24 protein-coding genes and 2 tRNA genes are annotated in these 22,938 nt (G+C 71.1%); 18 read left to right on the top strand and 8 right to left on the bottom strand.

The window, feature by feature from the left end; translation table 11 throughout:
* A complete protein-coding gene (gene coaD, locus HMPREF0063_RS08315) occupies positions 1–480 on the top strand; it encodes a pantetheine-phosphate adenylyltransferase (RefSeq protein WP_007078220.1) in 480 nt (159 codons plus the stop codon).
* 17 nt (positions 481–497) lie between these two features.
* On the opposite strand, the gene dinB is transcribed toward coaD, so the two are convergent.
* Positions 498–1,682: a DNA polymerase IV gene (gene dinB, locus HMPREF0063_RS08310; RefSeq protein WP_040320195.1), complete on the bottom strand. Its 1,185-nt coding sequence runs from the start codon at positions 1,680–1,682 to the stop codon at positions 498–500.
* 178 nt (positions 1,683–1,860) lie between these two features.
* Here dinB and HMPREF0063_RS08305 point away from each other — a divergent pair, with 178 nt between their 5' ends.
* The 9 genes from HMPREF0063_RS08305 to HMPREF0063_RS08270 all read left to right on the top strand — a co-directional run bounded on the left by HMPREF0063_RS08305 (position 1,861) and on the right by HMPREF0063_RS08270 (position 9,027).
* Positions 1,861–2,376, top strand: coding sequence for a YceD family protein (locus HMPREF0063_RS08305; protein WP_245527697.1), 516 nt, complete (start codon positions 1,861–1,863; stop codon positions 2,374–2,376).
* A gap of 2 nt (positions 2,377–2,378) precedes the next feature.
* On the top strand, positions 2,379–2,564 hold the full coding sequence (gene rpmF, locus HMPREF0063_RS08300) for a 50S ribosomal protein L32 (RefSeq protein WP_007078217.1): 186 nt from the start codon (positions 2,379–2,381) through the stop codon (positions 2,562–2,564).
* A 14-nt stretch (positions 2,565–2,578) separates the two neighbouring features.
* The gene (gene rnc / locus HMPREF0063_RS08295; protein ID WP_007078216.1) at positions 2,579–3,277 is read left to right on the top strand and encodes a ribonuclease III; all 699 of its coding nucleotides are present in this window, start codon (positions 2,579–2,581) and stop codon (positions 3,275–3,277) included.
* Positions 3,270–4,124: a bifunctional DNA-formamidopyrimidine glycosylase/DNA-(apurinic or apyrimidinic site) lyase gene (gene mutM, locus HMPREF0063_RS08290; protein WP_007078215.1), complete on the top strand. Its 855-nt coding sequence runs from the start codon at positions 3,270–3,272 to the stop codon at positions 4,122–4,124. Before rnc ends, mutM begins: the two co-directional genes overlap by 8 nt.
* Before the next feature lie 148 nt (positions 4,125–4,272).
* The gene (locus tag HMPREF0063_RS08285; protein ID WP_040320685.1) at positions 4,273–5,496 is read left to right on the top strand and encodes a deoxyguanosinetriphosphate triphosphohydrolase; all 1,224 of its coding nucleotides are present in this window, start codon (positions 4,273–4,275) and stop codon (positions 5,494–5,496) included.
* Positions 5,497–5,518: 22 nt separating this feature from the next.
* A complete protein-coding gene (dnaG, locus tag HMPREF0063_RS08280) occupies positions 5,519–7,423 on the top strand; it encodes a DNA primase (protein WP_007078213.1) in 1,905 nt (634 codons plus the stop codon).
* Positions 7,424–7,516: 93 nt separating this feature from the next.
* The gene (locus HMPREF0063_RS16220) at positions 7,517–8,101 is read left to right on the top strand and encodes a sigma factor (protein ID WP_083788888.1); all 585 of its coding nucleotides are present in this window, start codon (positions 7,517–7,519) and stop codon (positions 8,099–8,101) included.
* Positions 8,092–8,164 (top strand) — tRNA-Asn (locus tag HMPREF0063_RS08275). Before HMPREF0063_RS16220 ends, HMPREF0063_RS08275 begins: the two co-directional genes overlap by 10 nt.
* A gap of 74 nt (positions 8,165–8,238) precedes the next feature.
* On the top strand, positions 8,239–9,027 hold the full coding sequence (locus HMPREF0063_RS08270; protein WP_007078212.1) for a thioesterase family protein: 789 nt from the start codon (positions 8,239–8,241) through the stop codon (positions 9,025–9,027).
* Positions 9,028–9,046: 19 nt separating this feature from the next.
* Here HMPREF0063_RS08270 and HMPREF0063_RS08265 read toward each other — a convergent pair whose 3' ends face one another.
* Complete coding sequence (locus HMPREF0063_RS08265; RefSeq protein WP_007078211.1) at positions 9,047–9,787, bottom strand: PIG-L deacetylase family protein; 741 nt, start codon at positions 9,785–9,787, stop codon at positions 9,047–9,049.
* 20 nt (positions 9,788–9,807) lie between these two features.
* Here HMPREF0063_RS08265 and HMPREF0063_RS08260 point away from each other — a divergent pair.
* Both HMPREF0063_RS08260 and HMPREF0063_RS08255 read left to right on the top strand, forming a co-directional pair.
* Positions 9,808–9,884 (top strand) — tRNA-Met (locus HMPREF0063_RS08260).
* 94 nt (positions 9,885–9,978) lie between these two features.
* On the top strand, positions 9,979–10,785 hold the full coding sequence (locus HMPREF0063_RS08255; protein ID WP_007078210.1) for an FkbM family methyltransferase: 807 nt from the start codon (positions 9,979–9,981) through the stop codon (positions 10,783–10,785).
* An 11-nt stretch (positions 10,786–10,796) separates the two neighbouring features.
* On the opposite strand, the gene HMPREF0063_RS08250 is transcribed toward HMPREF0063_RS08255, so the two are convergent.
* Positions 10,797–12,329 carry a peptide chain release factor 3 gene (locus tag HMPREF0063_RS08250; protein ID WP_245527757.1) on the bottom strand — a complete coding sequence of 511 codons (1,533 nt, stop codon included), beginning with the start codon at positions 12,327–12,329 and terminating at the stop codon, positions 10,797–10,799.
* Positions 12,330–12,685: 356 nt separating this feature from the next.
* On the opposite strand from HMPREF0063_RS08250, the gene HMPREF0063_RS08245 reads away from it, so the two are divergent.
* A complete protein-coding gene (locus tag HMPREF0063_RS08245; protein ID WP_211208723.1) occupies positions 12,686–14,194 on the top strand; it encodes a SulP family inorganic anion transporter in 1,509 nt (502 codons plus the stop codon).
* Here HMPREF0063_RS08245 and HMPREF0063_RS08240 read toward each other — a convergent pair.
* Positions 14,188–14,556, bottom strand: coding sequence for a MerR family transcriptional regulator (locus tag HMPREF0063_RS08240; RefSeq protein ID WP_007078207.1), 369 nt, complete (start codon positions 14,554–14,556; stop codon positions 14,188–14,190). The two genes, HMPREF0063_RS08245 and HMPREF0063_RS08240, sit on opposite strands and share 7 nt — an antisense overlap.
* A 129-nt stretch (positions 14,557–14,685) precedes the next feature.
* On the opposite strand from HMPREF0063_RS08240, the gene HMPREF0063_RS08235 reads away from it, so the two are divergent.
* A complete protein-coding gene (locus HMPREF0063_RS08235; RefSeq protein WP_007078206.1) occupies positions 14,686–15,114 on the top strand; it encodes a phosphatase domain-containing protein in 429 nt (142 codons plus the stop codon).
* A 7-nt stretch (positions 15,115–15,121) separates the two neighbouring features.
* Here the strand turns inward: HMPREF0063_RS08235 and HMPREF0063_RS08230 are convergent, their stop codons facing one another.
* Positions 15,122–15,427 carry a GNAT family N-acetyltransferase gene (locus HMPREF0063_RS08230; RefSeq protein ID WP_007078205.1) on the bottom strand — a complete coding sequence of 102 codons (306 nt, stop codon included), beginning with the start codon at positions 15,425–15,427 and terminating at the stop codon, positions 15,122–15,124.
* A 150-nt stretch (positions 15,428–15,577) separates the two neighbouring features.
* Between HMPREF0063_RS08230 and HMPREF0063_RS08225 the strand changes: the two genes are divergently transcribed.
* The gene (locus tag HMPREF0063_RS08225; RefSeq protein ID WP_040320194.1) at positions 15,578–16,078 is read left to right on the top strand and encodes a DUF3145 domain-containing protein; all 501 of its coding nucleotides are present in this window, start codon (positions 15,578–15,580) and stop codon (positions 16,076–16,078) included.
* 3 nt (positions 16,079–16,081) lie between these two features.
* Here the strand turns inward: HMPREF0063_RS08225 and HMPREF0063_RS08220 are convergent, their stop codons facing one another.
* Complete coding sequence (locus HMPREF0063_RS08220; protein WP_040320193.1) at positions 16,082–16,882, bottom strand: acyl carrier protein; 801 nt, start codon at positions 16,880–16,882, stop codon at positions 16,082–16,084.
* Positions 16,883–16,956: 74 nt separating this feature from the next.
* Here HMPREF0063_RS08220 and HMPREF0063_RS08215 point away from each other — a divergent pair, with 74 nt between their 5' ends.
* Positions 16,957–17,904 carry an alpha/beta fold hydrolase gene (locus HMPREF0063_RS08215; RefSeq protein WP_040320192.1) on the top strand — a complete coding sequence of 316 codons (948 nt, stop codon included), beginning with the start codon at positions 16,957–16,959 and terminating at the stop codon, positions 17,902–17,904.
* Here the strand turns inward: HMPREF0063_RS08215 and HMPREF0063_RS08210 are convergent.
* Together HMPREF0063_RS08210 and aceE are read right to left on the bottom strand one after the other, a co-directional pair.
* Positions 17,850–18,950, bottom strand: coding sequence for a phosphatase PAP2 family protein (locus tag HMPREF0063_RS08210; RefSeq protein ID WP_007078201.1), 1,101 nt, complete (start codon positions 18,948–18,950; stop codon positions 17,850–17,852). The two genes, HMPREF0063_RS08215 and HMPREF0063_RS08210, sit on opposite strands and share 55 nt — an antisense overlap.
* 53 nt (positions 18,951–19,003) lie before the next feature.
* A complete protein-coding gene (aceE, locus tag HMPREF0063_RS08205; protein WP_007078200.1) occupies positions 19,004–21,763 on the bottom strand; it encodes a pyruvate dehydrogenase (acetyl-transferring), homodimeric type in 2,760 nt (919 codons plus the stop codon).
* A 129-nt stretch (positions 21,764–21,892) separates the two neighbouring features.
* Between aceE and HMPREF0063_RS08200 the strand changes: the two genes are divergently transcribed.
* Entirely contained in the window at positions 21,893–22,279 is a 387-nt protein-coding gene (locus HMPREF0063_RS08200) for a DUF3052 domain-containing protein (protein ID WP_007078199.1), read from the top strand.
* A gap of 169 nt (positions 22,280–22,448) precedes the next feature.
* Positions 22,449–22,916: a peroxiredoxin gene (locus HMPREF0063_RS08195; RefSeq protein WP_007078198.1), complete on the top strand. Its 468-nt coding sequence runs from the start codon at positions 22,449–22,451 to the stop codon at positions 22,914–22,916.
* Positions 22,917–22,938: the final 22 nt, after the last annotated feature.

Below are 22,938 nucleotides of genomic sequence, written 5' to 3'. Positions count from 1 at the left end.
ATGCCGTCCGTGGTGTGCCCCGGGTCCTTCGACCCTGTGACCAATGGTCACCTCGACATCATCGAGCGCTCGGCCCGACTCTTCGACGAGGTCGTCGTGGCGGTGCTGGTGAACGAGAACAAGCGCGGCCTGTTCGACATCCCCGAGCGGCTCGATCTGCTGCGTGAGGCCACCGCGCACCTGCCCAACGTCTCGGTCGACACCTTCTCGGGTCTGCTGGTGGACTTCTGCACGCAGCGCGGCATCGCCGCCATCGTCAAGGGCCTGCGCGCGGTCAGCGACTTCGACTACGAGCTGCAGATGGCCCAGATGAACGGCAGCCTCACCGACGTCGACACCGTCTTCGTGCCCACCAGTCCGGAGTGGTCCTTCCTGGCGTCGAGCCTGGTCAAGGAGGTCGCCCGCCACGGGGGCGACGTCTCCAGCCTGGTGCCGGCGCATGTCCTCGCCCGCCTGCACGAGGCCTACGGCACCGCCTGACCCCCGCCCTCCCCGGGTCAGTCGGGCAGGATCGGCTGGGGAGCGCGCTCGGGTCGGTCGAGCTGTCCGGCGCGGCGCACCGACGCCGCTCCGAAGCGCTCGCGGACCGCGTCGATCGTGCGGTCGAGCTCGGGATCGGGGGCGTCGTCGAGGGGCAGGCTCAGCTGCGCGGCATGGTCGTCGAGGCCTCCCACGGACACCCCGACCAGCGTCAGCCCGCGGGTCTCGACCTCGGGCCACCGTGAGGCCAGGAGGCGTCGGGCGACGTCGAGCACCACGGCCGTCTGCGCGGTGGGTCGCGCCAGCGTGTGTGCCGTGGTGGAGGCACCGAAGTCGCCGAACCGGAGCCTGACGGTGACGACGTCGCCGACCCGGTCGGCCGCACGGAGCCGGCGGGTGACCCGGTCGACGAGGCCCAGCAGGATCGTCTCGACCTCGGCGCGCGGACGCGGACGGGACCCGAGGGCGTGCTGCGCGCCCATGGATCGTCGTCGGCGACCGGTGTCGACCCGCCGTGGGTCCTCCCCGCGGGCCAGGGCGTGCAGGTGTCGGCCGCCCCCGGACCCGAGCAGGGCGACCAGCTCGCGCTCGTCGAGAGCGGCGACCTGGCCGACGGTGCGCAGGTGTGCCGCGTGCAGCCGTCCGGCCGTGACGGCTCCGACCCCCCACAGCCGCTCGACCGGCAGCGCGTGCAGGAACTCCCGCTCGGTCTCGACCGGCACGACCAGCAGGCCGTCGGGCTTGGCCGACCCGCTGGCGACCTTGGCCAGGTACTTGGTGCGGGCGACGCCCACCGAGATCGGCAGGCCGACCCGGGCGGCCACGGCGGCACGCAGGTCGGCCGCGATGCGCGACGGCTCGCCGCGGATGCGGCGCAGCCCCCCGACCTCGAGGAACGCCTCGTCGATCGAGACGGCCTCGACGAGCGGACTGGTGTCGGCGAACACGGCGAACACGTCGCGGCTGGCCCGGGTGTACGCCTCGAACCGCGGCGGCACCACGATCGCGGCCGGGCAGGCTCGCCGTGCCTCCCGCAGGCTCGAGGCGGTGCGGACGCCGAAGGCCTTGGCCTCGTAGGACGCCGCGAGCACGACCCCGCCGCCGACGATGATCGGCCGACCCCGCAGACGGGGGTCGTCGCGCTGCTCGACCGACGCGAAGAACGCGTCGAGGTCGGCGTGCAGGACGGTACCCTCGGTCACGACGGCAGCCTGCCACCGTCCGCCGACGTTTCCGGTGGCGGACGGGGGAGCGGGCTCGCCCCGTCCGGCCGATTGGCTCCGGCGCTCCCGCACGGGTTACCATGATCGTCGGCCTGCTTGCGGGCCGAGATGTGTTGTGCACTTCGACGGATGGACAGGCGTGCAGTCGGGACCGCTGGTGGTTGACACCTACGAACTGGGTCGGCGACCGGGCAACGAGCGCACGTACCACCTGTCGGTCGAGGCGCCGGTGCGTCTGGGCTACGACGTCTACGGCGTGGCCGAGGGTTCTGAGCTGGACATCGAGCTGCGGCTCGAGGCAGTGATGGACGGTGTCCTGGCGACAGGAACGGCCTCGGCCCGTGCCACCGGCGAGTGTGTGCGGTGCCTGGACGACGTGGAGGAGGATCTCGACGTCGACTTCCAGGAGCTGTACCTCTACGACCGGCCCTCCAGCCAGGAGGAAGCCGACGACGTGGTGGCCCTCGAGGGCGACCTGCTCGACCTCGAACCCGTACTGACCGACGCGGTGGTGTTCGCCCTGCCGCTTCACCCGTTGTGTGGTCCGGAGTGTCCGGGACTGTGCCCCGATTGCGGTGCACGGCTCGCGGATGATCCCGATCACACGCACGGCGAGCCGATCGACCCCCGGTGGACGGCCCTGACCCGATTGACCGAGCAACCCGAGGAGTAACCGTGGCAGTCCCGAAGCGGAAGATGTCGCGCAGCAACACGCGCCACCGTCGTTCGGCGTGGAAGACGACCAAGACCCCCTTGGTCGACTGCGCCAGCCCCACGTGCGACAGCAAGGTCGTCCCGCACCGCGCCTGCACCGAGTGCGGCCAGTACGGGGCCCGTGGCGAGCGTCGTCAGGTCCTCTGACGGACCTCGCTCCCGTGGATGCCCTGCGGGACGTGCTGGGAGTTCCGGATCTTGATCCGGAACTCCTTCGTCATGCCCTGACCCACCGCTCGTACGCCTACGAGAACGGTCAGATCCCGAACAACGAACGGCTGGAGTTCCTCGGCGACTCCGTCTTGGGCCTCGTCGTGACCGACTCGCTGTTCCGCGCCCACCCGGACCTGCCCGAGGGCCAGCTGGCGAAGCTGCGCGCGGCGGTCGTCAGTGCCAAGGCGCTCGCCGTCGTGGCGCGGACGCTGGGGATCGGCGACGTCGTGCGTCTCGGTCGCGGTGAGGAGACCACCGGCGGTCGCGACAAGGCGTCGATCCTGTCCGACACGGTCGAGGCCGTCATCGGGGCGGTGTTCCTGCAGTTCGGCATCGAGCGGGCCGCCGAGGTGGTGCACCGGGTGTTCGACCCCGTGATGGCCGACGCGGCCTCGCTCGGCGCGGCCCTTGACTGGAAGACCTCCCTGCAGGAGATGGCGGCCCACCACGGGCTCGGGGTGCCGCGCTACCACCTCGAGGGCACCGGGCCCGACCACGCCCGTTCCTTCACCGCCGAGGTCCACCTGGGGGAGCGGGTGTTCGCCGGAGGCGCGGGCCGGTCCAAGAAGGAGGCCGAGCAGGAGGTCGCCGAGATCGCCTGGCGCACCCTCGCCGACGAGCTCGAGGACGCCTCCGCCCGTGCCTGAGCTGCCCGAGGTCGAGGTGGTCCGCCTCGGCCTGGTGGACCACGTCGTGGGGCGCACGGTGTCGGACGTCCGGGTGCTCGACGCGCGGTCCCTGCGCCGGCACCTGCCGGGGCCCGTCGACTTCGCCGATCGGCTGCGCGGTCGCACCGTCGTCGACGCCTGCCGCCGGGGCAAGTACCTGTGGCTGCCGCTGGACGACGGCTCGGCGCTCACCGCGCACCTCGGCATGAGTGGTCAGATGCTGATCGGCACCGAGCAGACCCCGGACCCGCGGCACCTGCGCGTCGGTCTGGACCTGGACGACGGCACCCGGCTGCACTTCGTCGACCAGCGGATCTTCGGCGGGCTGGCCGTCAGCGATCAGGTGTCCGACGGGGTGCCGGCGGCGATGGCGCACATCGCCCGTGACCCGCTCGACCCGGCGTTCGATGCCGAGGAGTTCTCGGCGAGGCTGCGACGCCGGCAGACCGGGGTCAAGCGCGCCCTGCTGGACCAGACCCTCGTGTCGGGCATCGGCAACATCTATGCCGACGAGGCGCTGTGGCGCGTGCCGCTGCACTACGCGCGCAACACCCGGCACCTGCGAAGGGCCGAGATCGACGCACTCGTCGAGCACGTCACCGACGTCATGCGGGCGGCCCTGGAGCAGGGCGGCACCTCCTTCGACGCCCTCTACGTCAACGTCAACGGGCAGAGCGGCTACTTCGACCGGTCGCTGCACGCCTACGGCCGCGAGGGTGAGCCGTGCGACCGGTGCACCACGCCGATGCGCCGCAGCCCCTTCATGAACCGCTCGTCCTTCTGGTGCCCCGCCTGCCAGCCACGCCCCCGCCAGGGCCGCTGGTGACCCCCGTCCGGGCGGTGGATCCGCGACCGAATGGTGGTGACCATCGGTGGGAGGTGTGCCTGCGACCGAATGAGCGCCCAGACGGTCGCACATCCACCGCCCGACGGGGGAGTCGCCGCGGGGCGCCCCGGCGACTACGGTGCTGCAGGTGACGACGAGCTACGGCGCCGAGGCGCGCGCCCGCTACGTCGCCGAGCCGCCCAAGCGCGCGGGACGGACCGCGTTCGAGCGCGACCGCGGCAGGATCGTGCACTCCTCGGCGCTGCGACGGCTGTCGGCCAAGACGCAGGTCATGGGGGCCGGCTTCGACGACTTCGTGCGCAACCGGCTCACGCACTCCCTCGAGGTCGCGCAGGTCGCCCGCGAGCTCGGTGCGTCGCTCGGGTGCGACCCCGACGTGGTCGACTCCGCGGCCCTGGCCCACGACCTCGGGCACCCGCCGTTCGGACACAACGGTGAGGTGGCGCTCGACGCTGTGGCCGCGGCGTGCGGCGGGTTCGAGGGGAATGCCCAGACCCTGCGACTGCTCACCCGGCTGGAGGCCAAGACCATCACGGCCGGCGGGGTCGGCGTCGGCCTCAACCTGACCCGCGCCACCCTGGCCGCGTGCGTCAAGTACCCGTGGGAGCGGGGCGCCGCTCCCGACGGGAGCGGCAAGTTCGGGGTGTACGCCGACGACCGCCCGATCTTCGACTGGGTGGTGGCCGGAGCGCCGGCGCCCCGGCGACCGGTCGAGGCGCAGGTGATGGACCTCGCCGACGACATAGCCTACTCCGTGCACGACGTCGAGGACGGCGTCGTGGGGGGCTGGTTCGACCTGCTCGACGTCGACGGACCGGCCGTGCTCGGCGTCGCCCGGGACTGGTACGACCCGAGCCTGCCCGACGACCGGTTCTCGGCGGCCTGGGATCGGCTGCAACGTCTCCCGGAGTGGCCGACCCGGCCGCTCGGTGCCGGACGGGAGTCGATGGCGGCGCTGAAGGGTCTCACCAGTGCCCTCATCGGGCGGTTCGCCACCGCTGCCCACGCGGCGACCGTCGAGCGGTGGGGACGAGGTCCGCTGGTGCGGTACGAGGCCGACCTGGAGGTCCCGGACGCCACGCGGGACGAGATCACCGTCCTGAAGTCGGTGGCGGCCCACTACGTCATGCGGGCGACCGACCGGGCCGAGGACCTGCGCGCCCAGCGGGACCTGCTCGCGGGTCTGGTCGCCGCACTCGCCGCGCGCGAGGGACGCGACCTCGAACCGGACCTGGCGCAGGACTTCGCCCGGGCCACGGACGACGCAGCCCGACTGCGGGTCGTCATCGACCAGGTCGCGAGCCTCACCGACCTCTCCGCACCCGTGTGGGCGGAGCGCCTGCGGCTGTGACCGGTCGGCCTAGGATGCGCGCATGGCGCTGATCAAGGACGAGGACATCCAGCTCGTCCGCGAACGCGCGCGCATCGACGAGGTCGTCGAGCAGTACGTCACGCTGCGCAACGCCGGCGGCGGCGCCCGCAAGGGGCTGTGCCCGTTCCACGACGAGAAGACCCCGTCGTTCAACGTGCGCCCGGCCCAGGGCTTCTACCACTGCTTCGGCTGCGGTGCCGGCGGCGACTCGATCAAGTTCCTCATGGAGATCGAGGGCCTGCCCTTCGCCGAGGCGGTCGAGCGGCTGGCCGGCCGGTACGGCATCCAGGTGCGCTACGAGGAGGACGGGCAGCGGTCCGGCCCGCGCCGCGACCCTCGCCAGCGCCAGCGGCTGCTGGAGGCACACCGGATGGCCGGCGAGTTCTACGCCGCCGCCCTCACCACGAGCGCGGAGGCGCAGCCCGGTCGCCAGCTGGTCACCGACCGGGGGTTCACCTCCGCCCACGCCGAGACCTTCGGCATGGGGTGGGCGCCGCGCAGCGGAACCGCCCTGACGGCGCACCTCACCGGTCGCGGGTTCACCGAGGAGGAGCTGCTCGTCGGCGGACTGGCCCGGCGCTCCTCCCGCGGGATGTTCGACGTCTTCCAGGGCCGCCTGCTGTGGCCGATCCGCGAGATGACCGGCGAGATCATCGGGTTCGGCGCTCGTCGCATGTTCGAGGACGACTTCATGAGCGGCAAGTACGTCAACACCTCGGAGACGCCGATCTACAAGAAGAGCCAGGTGCTCTACGGCATCGACCTGGCGCGTCGGCAGATCTCCGGGTCGAGCCAGGCCGTCGTCGTCGAGGGCTACACCGACGTGATGGCGTGCCACGTCGCCGGTGTCACCACGGCGATCGCGACCTGCGGCACCGCGTTCGGCGAGGGCCACACCCGCATCCTGCGCCGCATCATGCTCGACCACGACGCGTTCCGGGGGGAGGTCATCTTCACCTTCGACGGCGACGAGGCCGGCCAGCGGGCGGCGGTCAAGGCCTTCGAGGGAGACCAGGAGTTCGCCGGTCAGACGTACGTGGCGATCGAACCGCGGGGCATGGACCCGTGCGACCTGCGGATGGCCGACGGCGATCCCGCGGTGCGCGAGCTGATCGCCTCGCGGGTCCCGCTGTACCGGTTCGTGCTCGACAGCATCCTGGAGCGCTACGACCTCGACCGTGGAGACCAGCGGGTCGACGCCGTCCGTGAGGCGGTCGGTCTGGTGGTGGCCATCCGCGACCACGCGAAGGTCGAGGCCTTCCTGCGCGAGATCGCCGGTCGGGTCGGGGTCGAGGTCGACCAGGTACGGACCGAGCACCGCCGTTCGGCGGCATCGGGAGCCAGGCCGGCGGCCCGCCCGGCGCCACGTCGCTCGTCCGTCGACGCACCCGACGACACCCCCGTCCCCGCGGTCCCGGCAGGTCCACCCTTCGGAGCCCCGGAGTTCACCGACGAGCGTGAGGCGCTGAAGGCCATCGCCCAGTACCCGCACCTCGTCGGCTCGGTCGCCGACGACCTCGGCGAGAACGACTTCACCCATCCGGTGGCCCGGCGCCTGTGGGCGGCGCTCGCGGCCGAGCCCTGGCCGACGGCCGAGGACGCCTCGTGGATCCCGAAGGTGGCGGAGTCCCTCGACGAGGACCTCCGACCGATCCTGGCGGTCGCCGCCGTCGAACCGCTGCGCGCCCGCGAGACCTCCACGGCGGCGATGGTCGCGGTCTCGGTGTTCCGACTGCAGGCGCTGACGCTCGGACGTCAGGTCGCCGACCTCAAGAGCAAGCTGCAACGGACCAACCCCGTCGACGAGGCGGAGTCCTACAACCGGATGTTCGGCGAGCTGATCGCGCTGGAGCAGCAGCACCGGGTCCTGCGGGACAGGGCCGTCGACGGCACCGTCGCGGACTGACCTCCTCGTCCCCAGGGCCGGGCCGCGGGCACGCCGTCCACAGGCCCCGGCGGACGGTCGACCCTGAGGGTGGAGCGTCGGCACGGTGGACCCATGTCGTCCACCACGCACTACGTCCACCGGATCCTGGAGCTGCCGGTGCTGGATCGCGAGCGGGAGGTCGAGCTCTCCCGGGCTGCCCGAGCCGGCGACGCGGCGGCGCGGGAGCAGCTGATCGTCTCGGGGCTGCGACTGGTGGCGATGCGGGCCCGTCTGCTCGGCTTCACCGGTGATGCGCTGGGCGACGCGATCCAGTGCGGCACCGTGGGACTGATCGCGGCGGTCGACCGGTTCGACCCCGACCGTGGGGTGCGGCTCGGCACCTACGCCTGGTGGTGGATCGGCGACGCCATGCGAGCCGCCGTCCCCGTCGTCGAGCCCGAGCTGCCGCGAGACCTCGCCGGGACCACCACACCGGCCTCGGCCCTGGACGGGATCGATGTGCCCGAGGTGCTCCGCCTGCGGTACCGGATCGGCGAGCTGCCGGGTCCGCCGCGCGCCCGGCACGAGGTGTCGCAGCTGCTCGGGATCAGCGTCCACCAGGTACGCGTCCTGGAGACCCGGGCCATGCACCGCCTCCGTCGAGGACTTGCTAGGGTGGTGCACCGTGCTCCTGGTTCAGGAGCCGATCCCCTGTAGCTCAATTGGCAGAGCATTCGACTGTTAATCGAAGGGTTGCTGGTTCGAGTCCAGCCGGGGGAGCACCGAACGACCACGGGCCGGGAACGTCATGTTCCCGGCCCGTCGTCGTCACGGCTCGGGCTACAGTCCGGAGCGTGACCGACGAAGCGTTCTACGTGCCGGTGGGCGACGACGAGTTCGAGGCGACCCGGGCCACCGAGAGTCCGTGGGACCGCAGCCAGCAGCACGGTGGCCCGCCGTCCGCCCTGCTGGCGCGTGCCATGGAGCGGACCGGCGACGACGACGCGATGGCGATCAGCCGCATCACCGTCGACCTGCTCGGACCGGTCCCGCGGGGACCGGTCCGCACCACGGTCGAGGTGGTGCGTCCGGGTCGTCGGGTCGAGATGCTGCGGGCCGAGCTGTGGGCCGGCGACCGGGTGGCGGCGTCGGCCACGGCCTGGCGGATCCGCCGGACGTCCGGGTCCACCGCACCCCTGGCCCGGGCGGAGCCGGTCCCGGCGCGGCCGGAGGTCGCCTCGACGAGCTTCGCACCCGGCTTCCCCGACGACTGGGGGTACGGGCACGCCGTCGAGTGGCGGTACGTGAGCGGCGGTCCGGACGCCCCCGGGCCTGCGGTGGTGTGGACCCGCGTGCGGGTGCCCCTGGTGGCCGGGGAGACGATCTCGCCGCTGCAGCGGCTGCTGGTGGTGGTGGCCGACTCCACCAACGGGCTGTCCGGCGGCCTGCCCATCGACGAGTGGTGGTTCATCCCGCCGACCCTGACGGTGACGCTGCAGGGTGAACTGGCGGGCGAGTGGATGCTGCTGGACGCCCGCACGACCTTCGGTCCCGATGGCCTCGGTCTGGCCGAGGGTCGCATCAGCGACGACCACGGGCTCGTCGGCCTGGCCGCTCAACCCCTGCTGGTCGCGCGGCGCTGAACCGGCGGCGGGCGCAGCCTCAATCGCCCCACGTGCGGCTGTGGACCTCGAAGGTGGTGGCATGGGTGACCCCGAGCCGGGACCCGGCCGGCCGCGACTGACCCTCCAGCATCTCGGCGGGATCGAAGTTCTCCCACCCCAGTCCGTCGATGTAGGCGCGGTGCGCCTCGAGCGACGCGACCCCCCGGTCGAAGGTGTCCGTGATGTCGGCCGCGTGTCCGGCCTGCGGTGAGCCGGCCGCCCAGACCTGCCGGACGTCGCCCCAGGGCTGCAGTCCGTCGGTGAGCTGTTCGGTGAAGATCCACCGGTTGCCCGCGTCGCCGGCCGCGTCCAGGGTCGCCCGACCCACGGCGATGTGGTCGGGCTGGTTCGGTGTGGAGCCGCCCCACGTGTCGTGGAAGTTGCCGGTCACCAGGATCTCGGGACGGTGCCGCCGGATGACGGCACAGATCTCCCGCCTCAGCGGCACCCCGTACTCCACGATGCCGTCGGGCAGGCCGAGGAACTCCACCACGTCGACCCCCACGATGCGGGCCGACTCGATCTCCTCGGCCTCGCGGACCCGACGGGCCTCGTCGGGGTGCATCGCGTCGATCCCTGCTTCCCCGCTGGTGACCATGCAGTACACGACCTCCTTGCCCTGCCCGGTCCAGCGGGCGACGGCGGCGGCAGCACCGAACTCGACGTCGTCGGGGTGCGCGACCACCACGAGGGCGCGCTGCCAGTTCTCGTCGACGTGCTCCAGGGGAGAGGGTTCCATGTCGCTACGCTAGCGGCTCCGGGGAGGTAGCTCAGCCGGTCAGAGCAGGGGACTCATAATCCCTGGGTCGTGGGTTCGAGCCCCACCCTCCCCACCAGTGGTGGTTCCCCCGTCGCGCACCAGCCCTCCCGTACAGTGGCCGGATCCCGCCTCGAGCATCCGGCGGGACCACCGGTGCCAAGGGGGTTGGTATGTCCGTCACGTTCGTCGTCCGTCAGCTCGTGCTGCGGGTCCGTCAGGTGTTCACGCACTTCGACAACCCGTGGGCCATCCTGTGGTCCATCGCGACCCGGCGGCAGGACGTGGTGTTCGAGGTCGACGGTCTGCGCGTCCGCACCCTGAACTCACCGGCCGCCTGGGGCCCCGTGCTCGAGGTGTTCGTCGAGGACGAGTACGCGTTCGAGTGGTTCACCGGCGACCTGCGGTCCGATGCCGTCGCGGTCGACATCGGTGCCCACGTCGGGTGCTTCGCGATGGCCTTCGCCCGTCGGTTCCCCGGTGGCTCGGTGGCGTCGTACGAGCCCACGCCGTCGACGGGGGAGTACACCGTCGGCAACGTCGAGACCAACGGGCTCGCCGAGCGCGTCACCGTGCACCGGATGGCGGTCGCGGCTCGCACCGGGTCGTTCCGCATGGCCGACAACGGGCCCGGGCGGGCGCACAACGGCGTCCTCTACCTGGGACAGGCCGGCAGCACGACCATCGAGGTCGCGGCGCGCAGCTTCGTCGAGGTCATGGCCGACGCCGGCGACACGGTCGACCTGGTCAAGCTCGACGCCGAAGGGGCCGAGTACGACATCCTGCTCGGCACCGACCCGGGCCTGCTGGCGCCGGTCCGCCGCTTCGTCCTGGAGTTCCACCCGTCGCCGGACCACCACTTCGGCGAGCTGCGGACCCACCTGGAGTCGGCCGGCCTGGAACTGGTGAGGGAGACCAGCCTCGGTCCGGACCTGGGCCTCGCGTGGTTCTCGCGCGATCCGCTCGACCGCACGGCCTGATCGCGCGTCGGTCAGGCGTCCGCGTCCGCGGCCAGCGTCTCCAACGTCGCGTGGGGCACCTCGCGGGCGATCGACTGCATCCTCCACCGGTCCGTGAACAGGATCAGGTCGGTGCCGTCGCTGCGGGTGAACGTCTCGGCGCCGCGATGGCCGGCGAGGTCCTCCCGGAACGTCGGGTCGAAGCTGCGCGCCATCGTGTAGGGCAGGTGGTCCAGTCGCGTCTCGGTGGAGAACTCCCGCAACAGCCGGTGGGTGACCACCTCGAACTGCATCGGGCCGACCGCCGCCAGCACCGGCGCCTGGTCGCCACGGGCGGGGGAGCGCAGCACCTGCACGACCCCCTCGCGGTCGAGGTGCTCGATGCCGCGCCGGAACTGCTTGTAGCGGGAGGGGTCGCGGGCGCTGATGACGGCGAAGTGCTCCGGCGCGAACTTCGGGATCGGCGGGAAGGTGACCGGGTCGCCCGCGTGCAGGGTGTCGCCGATGGCCAGGTGGGAGGCGTTGACCAGGCCGATGACGTCGCCGGGGTAGGCCTGGTCGGCCGTCTCGCGGTCGCGTCCGAACATGCTGAGGGCGTACTTGGTGGCGAACGGTCGCCCTGACTGCGCGTGGGTGACGACCACGCCGCGCTCGAACACCCCGGAGCAGACCCGGGCGAAGGCGACGTGGTCGCGGTGGTTGCTGTCCATGCCCGCCTGGACCTTGAACACGACGGCACTGAAGTCGTCGTCGACCTCACGGCGTCCACCGCCGACGGCGGGCCGGGGTCGGGGCGCCGGTCCGAGCTCGACGATGCAGTCGAGGAGCGGATGGACACCGAGGTTGAGGGCTCCGGAGGTGAAGAGCACGGGAGTGGTCTCGCCGGCGAGGAACCGGTCGTGGTCGTGGGTGTGGCCGCCGCTCTCCAGCAGCTCGACCCCCTCGAGCGCGTCGGCGTGGTCGACGCCGAAGCGCTGCGCGGCCTCGTCGGCGGTGAGGTCGTCCTCGCCCGCCCGCGTGGCCCCGCCCGCGGTCCGGGTGTACGCCACGGCGGTGTCGCGGCGCCGGTCGATGACGCCGTGGAACTCCCCGGCGATCCCGATCGGCCACGTGACGGGGGTGGGGACGATCTTGATGCGTTGCTCGATCTCGTCGAGCAGCTCCAACGGGTCCATGCCGGGCCGGTCCCACTTGTTGACGACCGTGATCACCGGGATGCCACTGCGGTGGCACACGTTGAACAGCTTCAGGGTCTGCGGCTCCAGCCCTTTCGCCGCGTCCAGGATCATCACCGCGAAGTCGACCGCCGACAGCACCCGGTACGTGTCCTCGCTGAAGTCGGCGTGACCGGGGGTGTCGACCAGGTTCACGATGTGGTCGCGGTACTCGAACTGCAGCGCCGTGGACGCGATCGAGATGCCGCGCTCCTGCTCCATGTCCATCCAGTCCGACACCGTCGCGCGCCGACCGGCCTTGCCGTGGGTGACCCCGGCCTCGCCGATGGCCCGGGCGTGCAGGGCCAGGGCCTCGGTCATGGTCGACTTGCCCGCGTCGGGGTGCGAGATGATCGCGAAGGTCCGTCTGCGAGCCGCTTCGTCGCCGACCGAGCGGGTCGTGGGTGCAGTGCTGATGAGGGACTCCGCGGATCGGGGAAAGGGCGAACCTCACCCTACGGCAGGGCGGTCCGCGCCTCCCACCTCCGACCGCCGGTGTGAGTCTGCCCACTTCGGGGCCGTCCACGGCCACATCGGATCGAACCAACCCTTCCGTGAGGATAGAGTTGCCCCCGAGGTCGTCGCGGCATCCTTCGCGCCCGGCGGGCTCCTCGCGCGGTGGCCTCATGGCCGCTCCCGCGGGGCCGTCCCTCCCTCCCTGTTCTTCGGGCTCCGCGGAGCCCCGCCCCGCCATGGTCTGGAGCCGCATGTCGTTCATCCCCGCGCCCGAGCCGGACACCGGTCGTCCCGCGACCGTGCGAGCAGCGCTGGCCTCGCCACGAGCCCTGCGGACGGAGGTGCTGGCCGGCCTGGTCGTCGCACTGGCCCTCATCCCCGAGGCCATCTCCTTCTCGATCATCGCCGGGGTGGATCCGCGCGTGGGCCTGTTCGCGTCCTTCACGATGGCCGTGACCATCGCCTTCGTGGGCGGGCGTCCGGCCATGATCTCGGCGGCCACCGGCGCCATCGCGCTCGTGATCGCCCCGTTGGTGATGCAGCACGGGCTCGACTACCTGATCGCGACCGTGCTGCTGGCGGGTGTCCTGCAGATCGTGCTGTCCCTCATCGGCGTCGCGCGGCTCATGCGCTTCATCCCGCGATCGGTGATGGTGGGCTTCGTCAACGCGCTCGCCATCCTGATCTTCCTCGCCCAGGTGCCCTACATGGTCGACGTGCCGTGGGTGGTGTACCCCATGATCGGCGCGGGCCTGCTGGTCATGTTCGGCCTGCCCCGACTCACCACGGTGGTCCCCGCCCCGCTGGTCGCGATCGTGGCGCTGACCTTCCTCACCGTCGCCGCCGGCATCGCGGTGCCGGACGTCGGCGACGAGGGCGAGCTGCCCAGCAGCCTTCCGCAGTGGTTGATCCCCGACGTGCCCTTCACCCTGGAGACCCTGCAGATCATCGCGCCGTACGCCGTCGCGATGGCCCTGGTGGGCCTGCTGGAGTCGTTGATGACCGCGAAGCTCGTCGACGACATCACCGACACCCGGTCCGACAAGACCCGTGAGGGGTGGGGCCAGGGCGTCGCGAACATCGTCACGGGACTCTTCGGCGGCATGGGCGGTTGCGCCATGATCGGCCAGACGATGATCAACGTGAAGGCGTCGGGAGCCCGCACCCGGATCTCCACCTTCCTGGCCGGCGTCTTCCTCCTCGTCCTCGTCGTCGGGTTCGGTGACGTCGTGGCGATGATCCCGATGGCTGCCCTGGTCGCGGTCATGATCGTCGTCGCCGTCTCGACGTTCGACTGGCACAGCGTCCGTCCGGCCACCCTGCGCCGCATGCCCAAGAGCGAGACCGCCGTCATGGCGATCACGGTGGCGGCGACCGTCCTGACCCACAACCTCGCGATCGGCGTGGGCGCCGGTGTCGTGACCGCGATGGTCATGTTCGCCCGGCGGGTCGCCCACTTCACGCAGGTCGTCGTCGTGGACCACCCCGACGAGGACACCTGCGTCTACAAGGTCGTCGGTGAGCTGTTCTTCGCCTCCAGCAACGACCTGGTGTACCAGTTCGACTACGCCGGGGACCCGCAGAACGTCATCATCGACATGTCCGAGTCACACATCTGGGACGCCTCCACGGTGGCGGCGCTCGACGCCGTCGAGACCAAGTACCGCGCCAAGGGCAAGAACGTCGACATCCAGGGTCTCAACGAGTCGAGTCTGCACCGTCACACGCGGCTCGCGGGTAACCTCGGCACCGGTCACTGACCGGCGGAGCGCAGGACCTCCCCGACCTCGTCGGCCAGGACCTTGGCCCGCTCGACCTTGGCGAGCAGGGCGGAGATCCGGTCCTTCAGGTCGTCGTGGATCGTCGCCAGACGGTCCAGCTCCTCGCGGCCCGCGCCGACGGCCGCGGCGTCGAGGAGGTCCAGGAACTCGGCGATCTCCTCGACGGAGTAGCCGAGGGGCTTGACCCGCTTGATCAGCTCGAGCCGCTCGACCGAGACGTCGGTGTACAGGCGGAACCCGCCGTCGGTCCGTGCCACCGGCAGCACCAGGCCGGCCTCCTCGTAGAACCGGATGGTGCGGAGGCTGAGCCCGGTGCGCTCGGCGACCTCGCCGATCTGCATGTGCGCCACCGTGGCTCCTCGGTCTCGTCGCTGTCCGACGCCGCGCGCCGGGCTACGTTTGTACCAGAGCCACCGCGGCGCGGCGGCAGCGTCCGCCGGACGACCGGTCCTGACGGGCACACTGGTGCCATGCGCGACGCGGCGATCTTCGACCTCGACGGCACGCTCTGCGACACGTCGGGCGTCGTCCACCTGCTGGAGACCGAGGGTGGGTTCGCCGCGTTCCAGGCCGCGGCGGTGGGCTGTCCGCCGAACCCCGACGTGGTGCGGGCTGCGCGACAGGCGGCCGCGGACGGTCTGGCCGTGCTGGTCGTCACCTCGCGTGAGTTCGTGTGGCACGACGTCACCCTGGACTGGCTGGTCGAGCACGAGATCCCGCACGAGAACGTCCGCATGCGGATCGTGGGCGACTACCGCAAGGACGTCGCCGTGAAGGCCGACATGCTGACCGGGCTCGTCTCGGACGGGTACCGGGTGGTGGCGGCGTGGGACGACAAGCCCGCCGTGCTCGACCTCTGGCGTGAGCACGGCATCGAGGTCCATCCGGTCGGGTGCTGACCGGGCGTCAGAGGCCGAACTCGGCGCGCCGCGCCTCCGGCACCAGTGCGGCCAGGTCGGGTCGGTCCCGCATGACCCACGGCACGAACGAGCAGTACGGCAGCACCTGTCCGCCCTGCTCGGCGATCTGCTCCAGAGCACCCACCACCAGCACCGTCCCGAGGCCCCGGCCGCCGAACTGGTCGAGCACGCGGGTGTGCGGCAGTGCGTACTCGCTGCCGGACACGCGGTAGTCGACGTACCCGGCGAGCACGCCGTCGACGTGGAGCTCGAACCGTCGGTCGGCGGGTCGGTCGGTCACGATCTCGGCCATGCTCCCACTGTGCCACGGCGGCCCACCGTGGGCCTGCTCTTGGAACGACGGGTGTTCTGGTGCACAATGGACGCAACTTCACACCCGCTCGTGCGGGCCGAGGGACCGATGACGCTGGGGAAGGCGCACCATCGAGATCCAGGAGGCCTGATGAGCGTTCCCACCCGCGGCGTGCTGTACGTCCACTCCGCGCCCTCAGCGTTGTGCCCGCACGTCGAATGGGCCGCCGCCGGGGTCCTCGGCGACGCCCCCGACGTGGCCTGGCACCCTCAGCCGGCCGCCGCCGGTTCGTACCGGGCCGAGGTCTCGTGGCAGGCCCCCGTGGGAACCGCCGCGGCGCTGGCCAGCGCCCTGCGCGGCTGGCAGATGCTGCGGTTCGAGGTGACCGAGCACGCCACCGCGGCGTCCGAGGGCGCCCGGTACTCGTACACGCCCGATCTGGGGATCTTCCACGCGGTCACCGGGACGCACGGCGACATCCTGATCCCGGAGGACCGGATCAAGGCGTTCCGGGTCAAGGCGGCCCGCGGGGAGATCACGATGGACCAGGCCCTCGACGGACTGCTGGGATCGCGCTGGGACGCCGAGCTCGAACCGTTCCGCCATGCCGGCGACGGGGCGCCCGTGCGCTGGCTGCACCAGGTGGTGTGACCGTCACCCGATGGTGACGACGACCTCCGGAGTGGTCCCTCCGGTGGGCACGTGGACCAGGCGGAACCGGCGTTCGCCCGTCCGTGTGGTGAACACGAGCGTGCGGAACGTCTCGTCGGCGGCCGTGGTGGCCGTGACCGGGAAGTCGCTCCACTCCGTGGTGGGCTCCTTGGCCTGCACCTGCAGCACGGCGCCCTCACCGAGTCCCGGGAACGTCCCGGCGAGCTCGATCCGCTCGCCCGGCGCTGCGCGGGGCGCGGGCTGCTGCAGCGTGGGCTGAGGCACGTCCGGGTCGACCGGGGCCGGTTCCTCCTCGGGGGGAGGAGCCTCCGAGGTCGGCGTCGGCGCCGGGGTGGCCGACGGCAGTGGCGGCAGGGCGGCCTCGTCGAGCCCGGCCGCGTCGACCAGGGCGGAGCCGCCGATGCCGATGAGGCCACCGATCACGACGCCCACCACCACCATGACCGCCGCGGCCCCGGCGAGACGGGAGCCCGACGGTCGAGGGTCGGGCAGTGGCTCGGACGACGACGCGACCACGGCCGTCGCCGGCACGCGGGCGGCGGTGGACGGGTGGTGCGCCACCGAGCGCACGACATCGGCGACGGTGCGGTACCCGTCGACCACCTCGTCGGCCACGTAGACGTCGAAGCGGCGGCCGATCTCGTCGGCCATCTCGACCGTCATCAGGGAGTCGACCCCGAGGTCACGCAGCGGCGTCGAGGGGGCCACCTCGTCGGCTTCGCAGTCGACGAGCCGCACCAGGATGTCGGTGAGGGCCTCGTGGACTGCGGTGCTGGTGGCCATGGGGGTGAGTTTATCCACGTCGAGGAAGCCCAGGTTTTCACCTCGCTGCAACACAGCGCCCCTACGATGGGGTGATGCCGACAGCCGAGCTGCAGTACGTCGTGGTCCATGGCTATCGGCGGGCCTACCGCACCGCCGGCACCGGGCCGGCGCTCCTGCTGGTGCACGGCCTGGCCTGCGACTCCAGCACCTGGGACGAGGTCATCGCCCCCCTGGCCGAGCACTTCACGGTCATCGCGCCCGACCTGCTCGGGCACGGTGAGTCCGACAAGCCCGACGCCGACTACTCCCTCGGCGGCTACGCCAACGCCATGCGCGACCTGCTGACGATCCTGGGCGTCGACAAGGTGACGGTGATCGGTCACAGCTTCGGTGGAGGCGTCGCGATGCAGTTCGCCTACCAGTTCCCCGAGCGCACCGAGCGGGTCGTCCTGGTGTCCACCGGCGGTCTCGGACGCGAGGTCACGCCGATGATCCGGATGCTGACCCTGCCCGGCAGCGGGACCATGCTCGCGGTCGCGACGGCGAAGCCGTGGCGTCCCTTCGTCCGCACGGGCCTGCGCGCCCTCGCCGGCACCGGCTGGTCGGTGACCCGCGACCTCGGCGAGGTCGCCCGCATCTACGACGCGATGGCCGAGCCCGGGGCCCGCAACGCGATCCGCCGGCTGACCGGCAACGTCCTGGACTGGCGGGGTCAGTTCGTCACCATGACCGACCGCACCTACCTCGCCCAGCTGATGCCGGTGCTGGTGGTCTGGGGTCGCCAGGACCAGGTCATCCCGGTCGCGCACGCCGCCCACGCGGCGAGCCATTCGTTGTCGGACGTCCGCGTCTTCGACGACTCGGGGCACTTCCCCCACAAGGACCACCCGGCGGAGTTCGTCGCGATGGTCACTGCCTTCGTGCAGGACAACCCACCCGCGATTTACCATCGCGGCAAGTGGCGGGCGATGCTGCGACGCGGCGATCAGGCGGTGCTGACGACCGTCCCGCCGGCGCCCTCGTCGCCTGCCGTGCTCTGACTCCCGCCCGGTGGACCCTCGCCCGACCCGGCCTCCGCGCGTTCGCGCGCCCGACGCTCCTTCTTGAGGTTGCGTCCGCTGTTGCCGGTGGCCCAGGCGCCCAGCGACACCGAGGCCCAACCGATCACGAGCCCGCCGATGTCGTCGAGCACGTAGTGCCAGCCGAAGTACACCGTGGCCAGGACGGTGCCGGCGAAGTACGTCCACGCGACGACGCGCAGCGTGCGAGGGATGCCGGTGCGCTCGAAGAACAGGCAGGCGGTGAACACGACCGACACGTGCAGTGATGCGAACCCGGCGATGCCGTAGATGCTGTCGCCCGTGGGGTCCTCGCGGAACGCCGACCCGTTGCGGAACAGTGACTGCTGCAGCGCCGAGGCGCCCGAGCCGTCCAGCTCGCGGAACAGCTGCGGCTGGAAGAACGCCGGCCCCTGGGTCGGCAGCATGTAGTAGCTGGCGGTGCCGAGCACCCAGTTGAGGCTCAGGGCCGTCGCGTACCAGGCGCCGATCGACGCGTCCTTGTGCAGGACCAGGTAGGCACCGAGCGTGATGGGGATCAGCATCAGGTAGCTGATGTAGATCGTCGCGAGCACCTGCGCCGACACGCCCGTGCCGAGGACGTCGTGCATGATCGTCGCGGGGTAGTTGCCGAAGAACATCCAGTAGTCCATGCGCTGCAACGCGTTGTCGTACAGGTCCTCGCGCAGCAGCGGCAGGTAGCTCTTGAGGTTGCGGTAGCTGACGTAGCAGGCGTAGAACGCCAGGAGCCCGACCGCGATGTGGCTGAACCGGTACCACGTCCACTCGGTGCGGATGATCTCGCGCACCCCGTGCGGGATCCGCTTGATGCCGTAGCGGTGGATCGCCTGCGGCACGATGCCGGCCGAGAACATGAGGACGGCGATCAGCGGCAGCCGCACGTACGCCGGCCCGAGAAAGCCTTCGGGGTCCTTGAGGGACAGGCCGACGTGGTTCGACGCGACCAGGACCGTGATCCCGATGGCGACCGACACGCCGACGATGAACGTGTAGGGCCACCGACGCATCTGGACATCCTAGAACAGGAGCCCCACGGATCCGAGCGGTCGTGACCGATCCCTCAGGCGTCGGCGCCCTCCTGGGGCACGTCGGCGACCGCGGTCGGGTCGTCGATGCGGAAGCGCCGGGCCGCGTCCACGACGACGGAGCGGTCCAGCTCACCCCGGCGCGCCAGCCCGTGCAGCGTCGACACCACGATCGACTCGGTGTCGATCTGGAAGAACCGCCGGGCCGCCGGGCGGGTGTCGGCGAACCCGAATCCGTCGGCGCCGAGCGACTGCCAGGTGCCGGGCACCCAGCGGGCGATCTGGTCGGGCACCGCTCGCATGTAGTCGCTCACCGCCACCGTCACGCCCACGGCGTCGCCCAGCGCGCCCGTGACGTACGGGGTGCGCTCGGTCTCGCCGGGGTGGTTGAAGTTCCAGTCCTCGACGGCCAGGGCCTCGCGGGACAGCTCGTTCCACGAGGTGACCGACCAGACGTCGGCGGCCACACCGAAGTCGGCGGCGAGGATCTGCTGCGCGGCCAACGCCCACGGCACGGACACGCCGGACGCCAGGATGCGGGCCGTGGCGGTGCCGTCGGCGGCCGGCCGCAGGAGGTAGCCGCCCCGCAGGATGCCGTCGACGTCGACGTCGTCGGGCTCGACCGGCTGCGTGATCGCCTCGTTGTAGACCGTGAGGTAGAAGACGATGTCCTCGCCGTGCGGGTGGGACTCCGTGGAGCCGTACATGCGCTCCAGGCCCGACTGCACGATGTGGCTGATCTCGTAGCCGTAGGCCGGGTCGTAGTGCACCACGGCGGGGTTGGTCTGCGCGAGGAGCGGGGAGTGGCCGTCGGCGTGCTGCAACCCCTCGCCGGTCAGGGTGGTGCGACCGGCCGTGGCCCCGACGAGGAAGCCCCGGGACAGCTGGTCGGCCATCGCCCAGATGGAGTCGCCCGTGCGCTGGAAACCGAACATCGAGTAGAAGAGATAGACCGGGATCATCGGCTCGCCGTGCGTGGAGTACGAGCTGCCGGCGGCGATCGCCGACGCCATGGCGCCGGCCTCGCTGATGCCCTCGTGCAGGAGCTGACCCTGCGCCGACTCCTTGTAGGCGAGCAGGAGCTTGCGGTCGACCGCGTCGTAGGTCTGACCCGCGGGGTTGTAGATCTTCGCCGACGGGAACATCGAGTCCATGCCGAAGGTGCGGTACTCGTCCGGTGCGATCGGCACGATCCGCCGTCCGATCTCGGGGTCCTTCATCAGGTCGCGCAACAGCCGCACGAACGCCATCGTCGAGGCGATCTGCTGCTTGCCCGAGCCCTTCTTCAGCTCGGCGTAGGCCGACGCGGCGGGTAGCGTGACCGGTGCGGGGTCGACGACCCGCCGCGGCAGCGAGCCGCCCAGCGCCTCGCGCCGGGCCACCATGTACCGGATCTCCTCGCTCTCCGGACCGGGGTGGTAGAACGGCGCGAGCGCGTCGCCGTCGATCTGCTCGTCCGACACCGGGATGTTCAGCCGGTCGCGGAACCCCTTGAGGTCGTCCTTGGTCAGCTTCTTCATCTGGTGGGTGGCGTTGCGACCCTGGAAGGACTCCAGCAGCCAGCCCTTGATCGTGTGGGCCAGGATCACCGTCGGCTGCCCGGTGTGCTTGCTCGCCGCGTCGAACGCCGCGTACACCTTGCGGTAGTCGTGACCGCCGCGCGGGAGCCGCTCGATGTCGGTGTCGCTGAGGTGCTCGACCATCGACCGCAGACGGGGGTCGGGCCCGAAGAAGTTCTCGCGGTTGTAGGCACCGGACTCCACCGAGAGGGTCTGGAACTCGCCGTCGGGGGTGCGGTTCATCTGGTTCACCAGGACCCCGTCGGCGTCACGCGCGAGCAGGTCGTCCCACTCCCGGCCCCACACCACCTTGATGACGTTCCAGCCGGCACCGCGGAAGAACGACTCCAGCTCCTGGATGATCTTGCCGTTGCCGCGGACCGGGCCGTCGAGCTGCTGCAGGTTGCAGTTGACGACGAAGGTGAGGTTGTCCAGCTCCTCCCGGGCCGCCAGGCCGATGGCACCGAGCGACTCCGGCTCGCCCATCTCGCCGTCGCCCAGGAACGTCCAGACGTGCTGCTGGCTGGTGTCCTTGATGCCGCGGTTGTGCAGGTAGCGGTTGAACCGCGCCTGGTAGATCGAGTTGATCGCCCCGAGGCCCATCGAGACCGTCGGGAACTCCCAGTAGCCCGGCATCAGGCGGGGGTGCGGGTACGACGAGAGCCCGTTGCCCGCACCGTGCGAGTGCTCCTGACGGAAGCGGTCGAGCTGCGTCTCGGTCAGTCCGCCCTCGAGGAAGGACCGCGCGTAGATGCCGGGCGCCGCGTGACCCTGGAAGTAGATCTGGTCGCCGCCCCCGGGATGGTCCTTGCCCCGGAAGAAGTGGTTGAAGCCGACCTCGTACAGGCTGGCCGCCGACTGGTACGACGCGATGTGGCCGCCGACGCCCAGGCCGGGACGGTTCGCGCGCGACACCATGACGGCGGCGTTCCAGCGGATGTAGGACCGGATGCGTCGCTCGATCGCCTCGTTGCCGGGGAACCACGGCTCACGCTCGGGCGGGATGGTGTTGATGAAGTCTGTACTGCGCAGCGCGGGCACACCGACCGCTCGTTCACGGGCCCGCTCCAGCAGTCGCAGCATCAGGTACCGGGCCCGCGACCGCCCGCTGCTGTCGACCATGTCGTCGAGCGAGCTGAGCCACTCCGCGGTCTCCTCGGGGTCGATGTCGGGCAGCTGGGTGGGCAGACCCTCGTGGATGACGGGCTGGCGGTCGGACGGGCCGGATGACGGCATGGTGTCTCCCTCGGTGTCTCGTGGACGTGTCCATCCTTCCACGACAAGTTCGCTAGGGTGAGACCGGTAAACGTGCAGGAGACCCTACTTTTCAGTAGGTTTTCGGTACACCGACGAGCAAGGAGGATCGTGGACGCGGCCAAGTGGGGATTCATCCCCGACACCGTCATCCAGGAGCTGGGCTGGGACGAGGACACCGATGACGAGCTGCGGGACGCGATCGAAAAGGTCACGGGCAGTGGCCTCGTCGGCGGGGACATCGGAGATGTCGTCGACGGCGTGATCCTGTGGTGGCGCGACGGTGACGGCGACCTGGCCGACGACCTGATGGATGCGCTGCAGGACCTGGTCGAGGGCGGTTCGATCTGGCTGCTCACCCCCAAGGTCGGGCAGCCCGGCTACGTCGAAGGTGCCGAGATCGGCGAGGCGGCACCCGTGGCCGGACTCTCGACCACGACCACGTCGTCGACCGGCGGCAACTGGGCGGTCACGAAGCTGTCGACGCACAAACGCTAGGGCGCGCGGCTCCTTCGTCGCCGCACCACCGGCTCGTTCCTCGCCGGTGCCGGGCTTCGCCCGGGCGCCTGCCTCGCTGCGCTCGGCCCAGGGGTGCGACCCGTGGGTGCGTTGCGTGGTTGCGCTCGGTGGTCGCGCCGTCGCGAGCGGGCGGGCCTAGGCTGGGGGCATGACGATCGAGATCGGTTCCCCGGCCCCTGACTTCACCCTCAAGAACCAGCACGGCGAGGACATCTCGCTGTCGTCCTTCCGCGGCGAGAGCGCCGTGGTGCTCGTGTTCTTCCCCTTCGCGTTCAGCGGCATCTGCACCGGTGAGCTGTGCGAGATCAGGGACAACCTCGCCGACCTCGAGGGCGACGCCGGCGGCACCACCGTGCTGGCGGTGTCGTGCGACCACTTCTTCTCCAACCGGGCGTTCGCCGAGCGCGACGGCTACACCTTCTCGATCCTCTCGGACTTCTGGCCGCACGGCGACGTCTCCCGCGCCTACGGGACCTTCAACGAGGGCGCCGGCGCCCCGGACCGCGGCACCTACGTGATCGACCGCGAGGGAGTCGTGCGCTGGAAGATCGAGAACGGCATCCCCGACGCCCGGTCGCTGCAGGAGTACCGGGCGGCGTTGGCCGACCTCGCCTGAACCGGCGCCGATTGGTTCATTT

This window comes from Aeromicrobium marinum DSM 15272, assembly GCF_000160775.2.
Classification (GTDB): domain Bacteria; phylum Actinomycetota; class Actinomycetes; order Propionibacteriales; family Nocardioidaceae; genus Aeromicrobium; species Aeromicrobium marinum.
The sequence above is the reverse complement of the archived record's forward strand: the minus strand, read 5'-3'. Positions and strand labels throughout refer to the sequence as shown.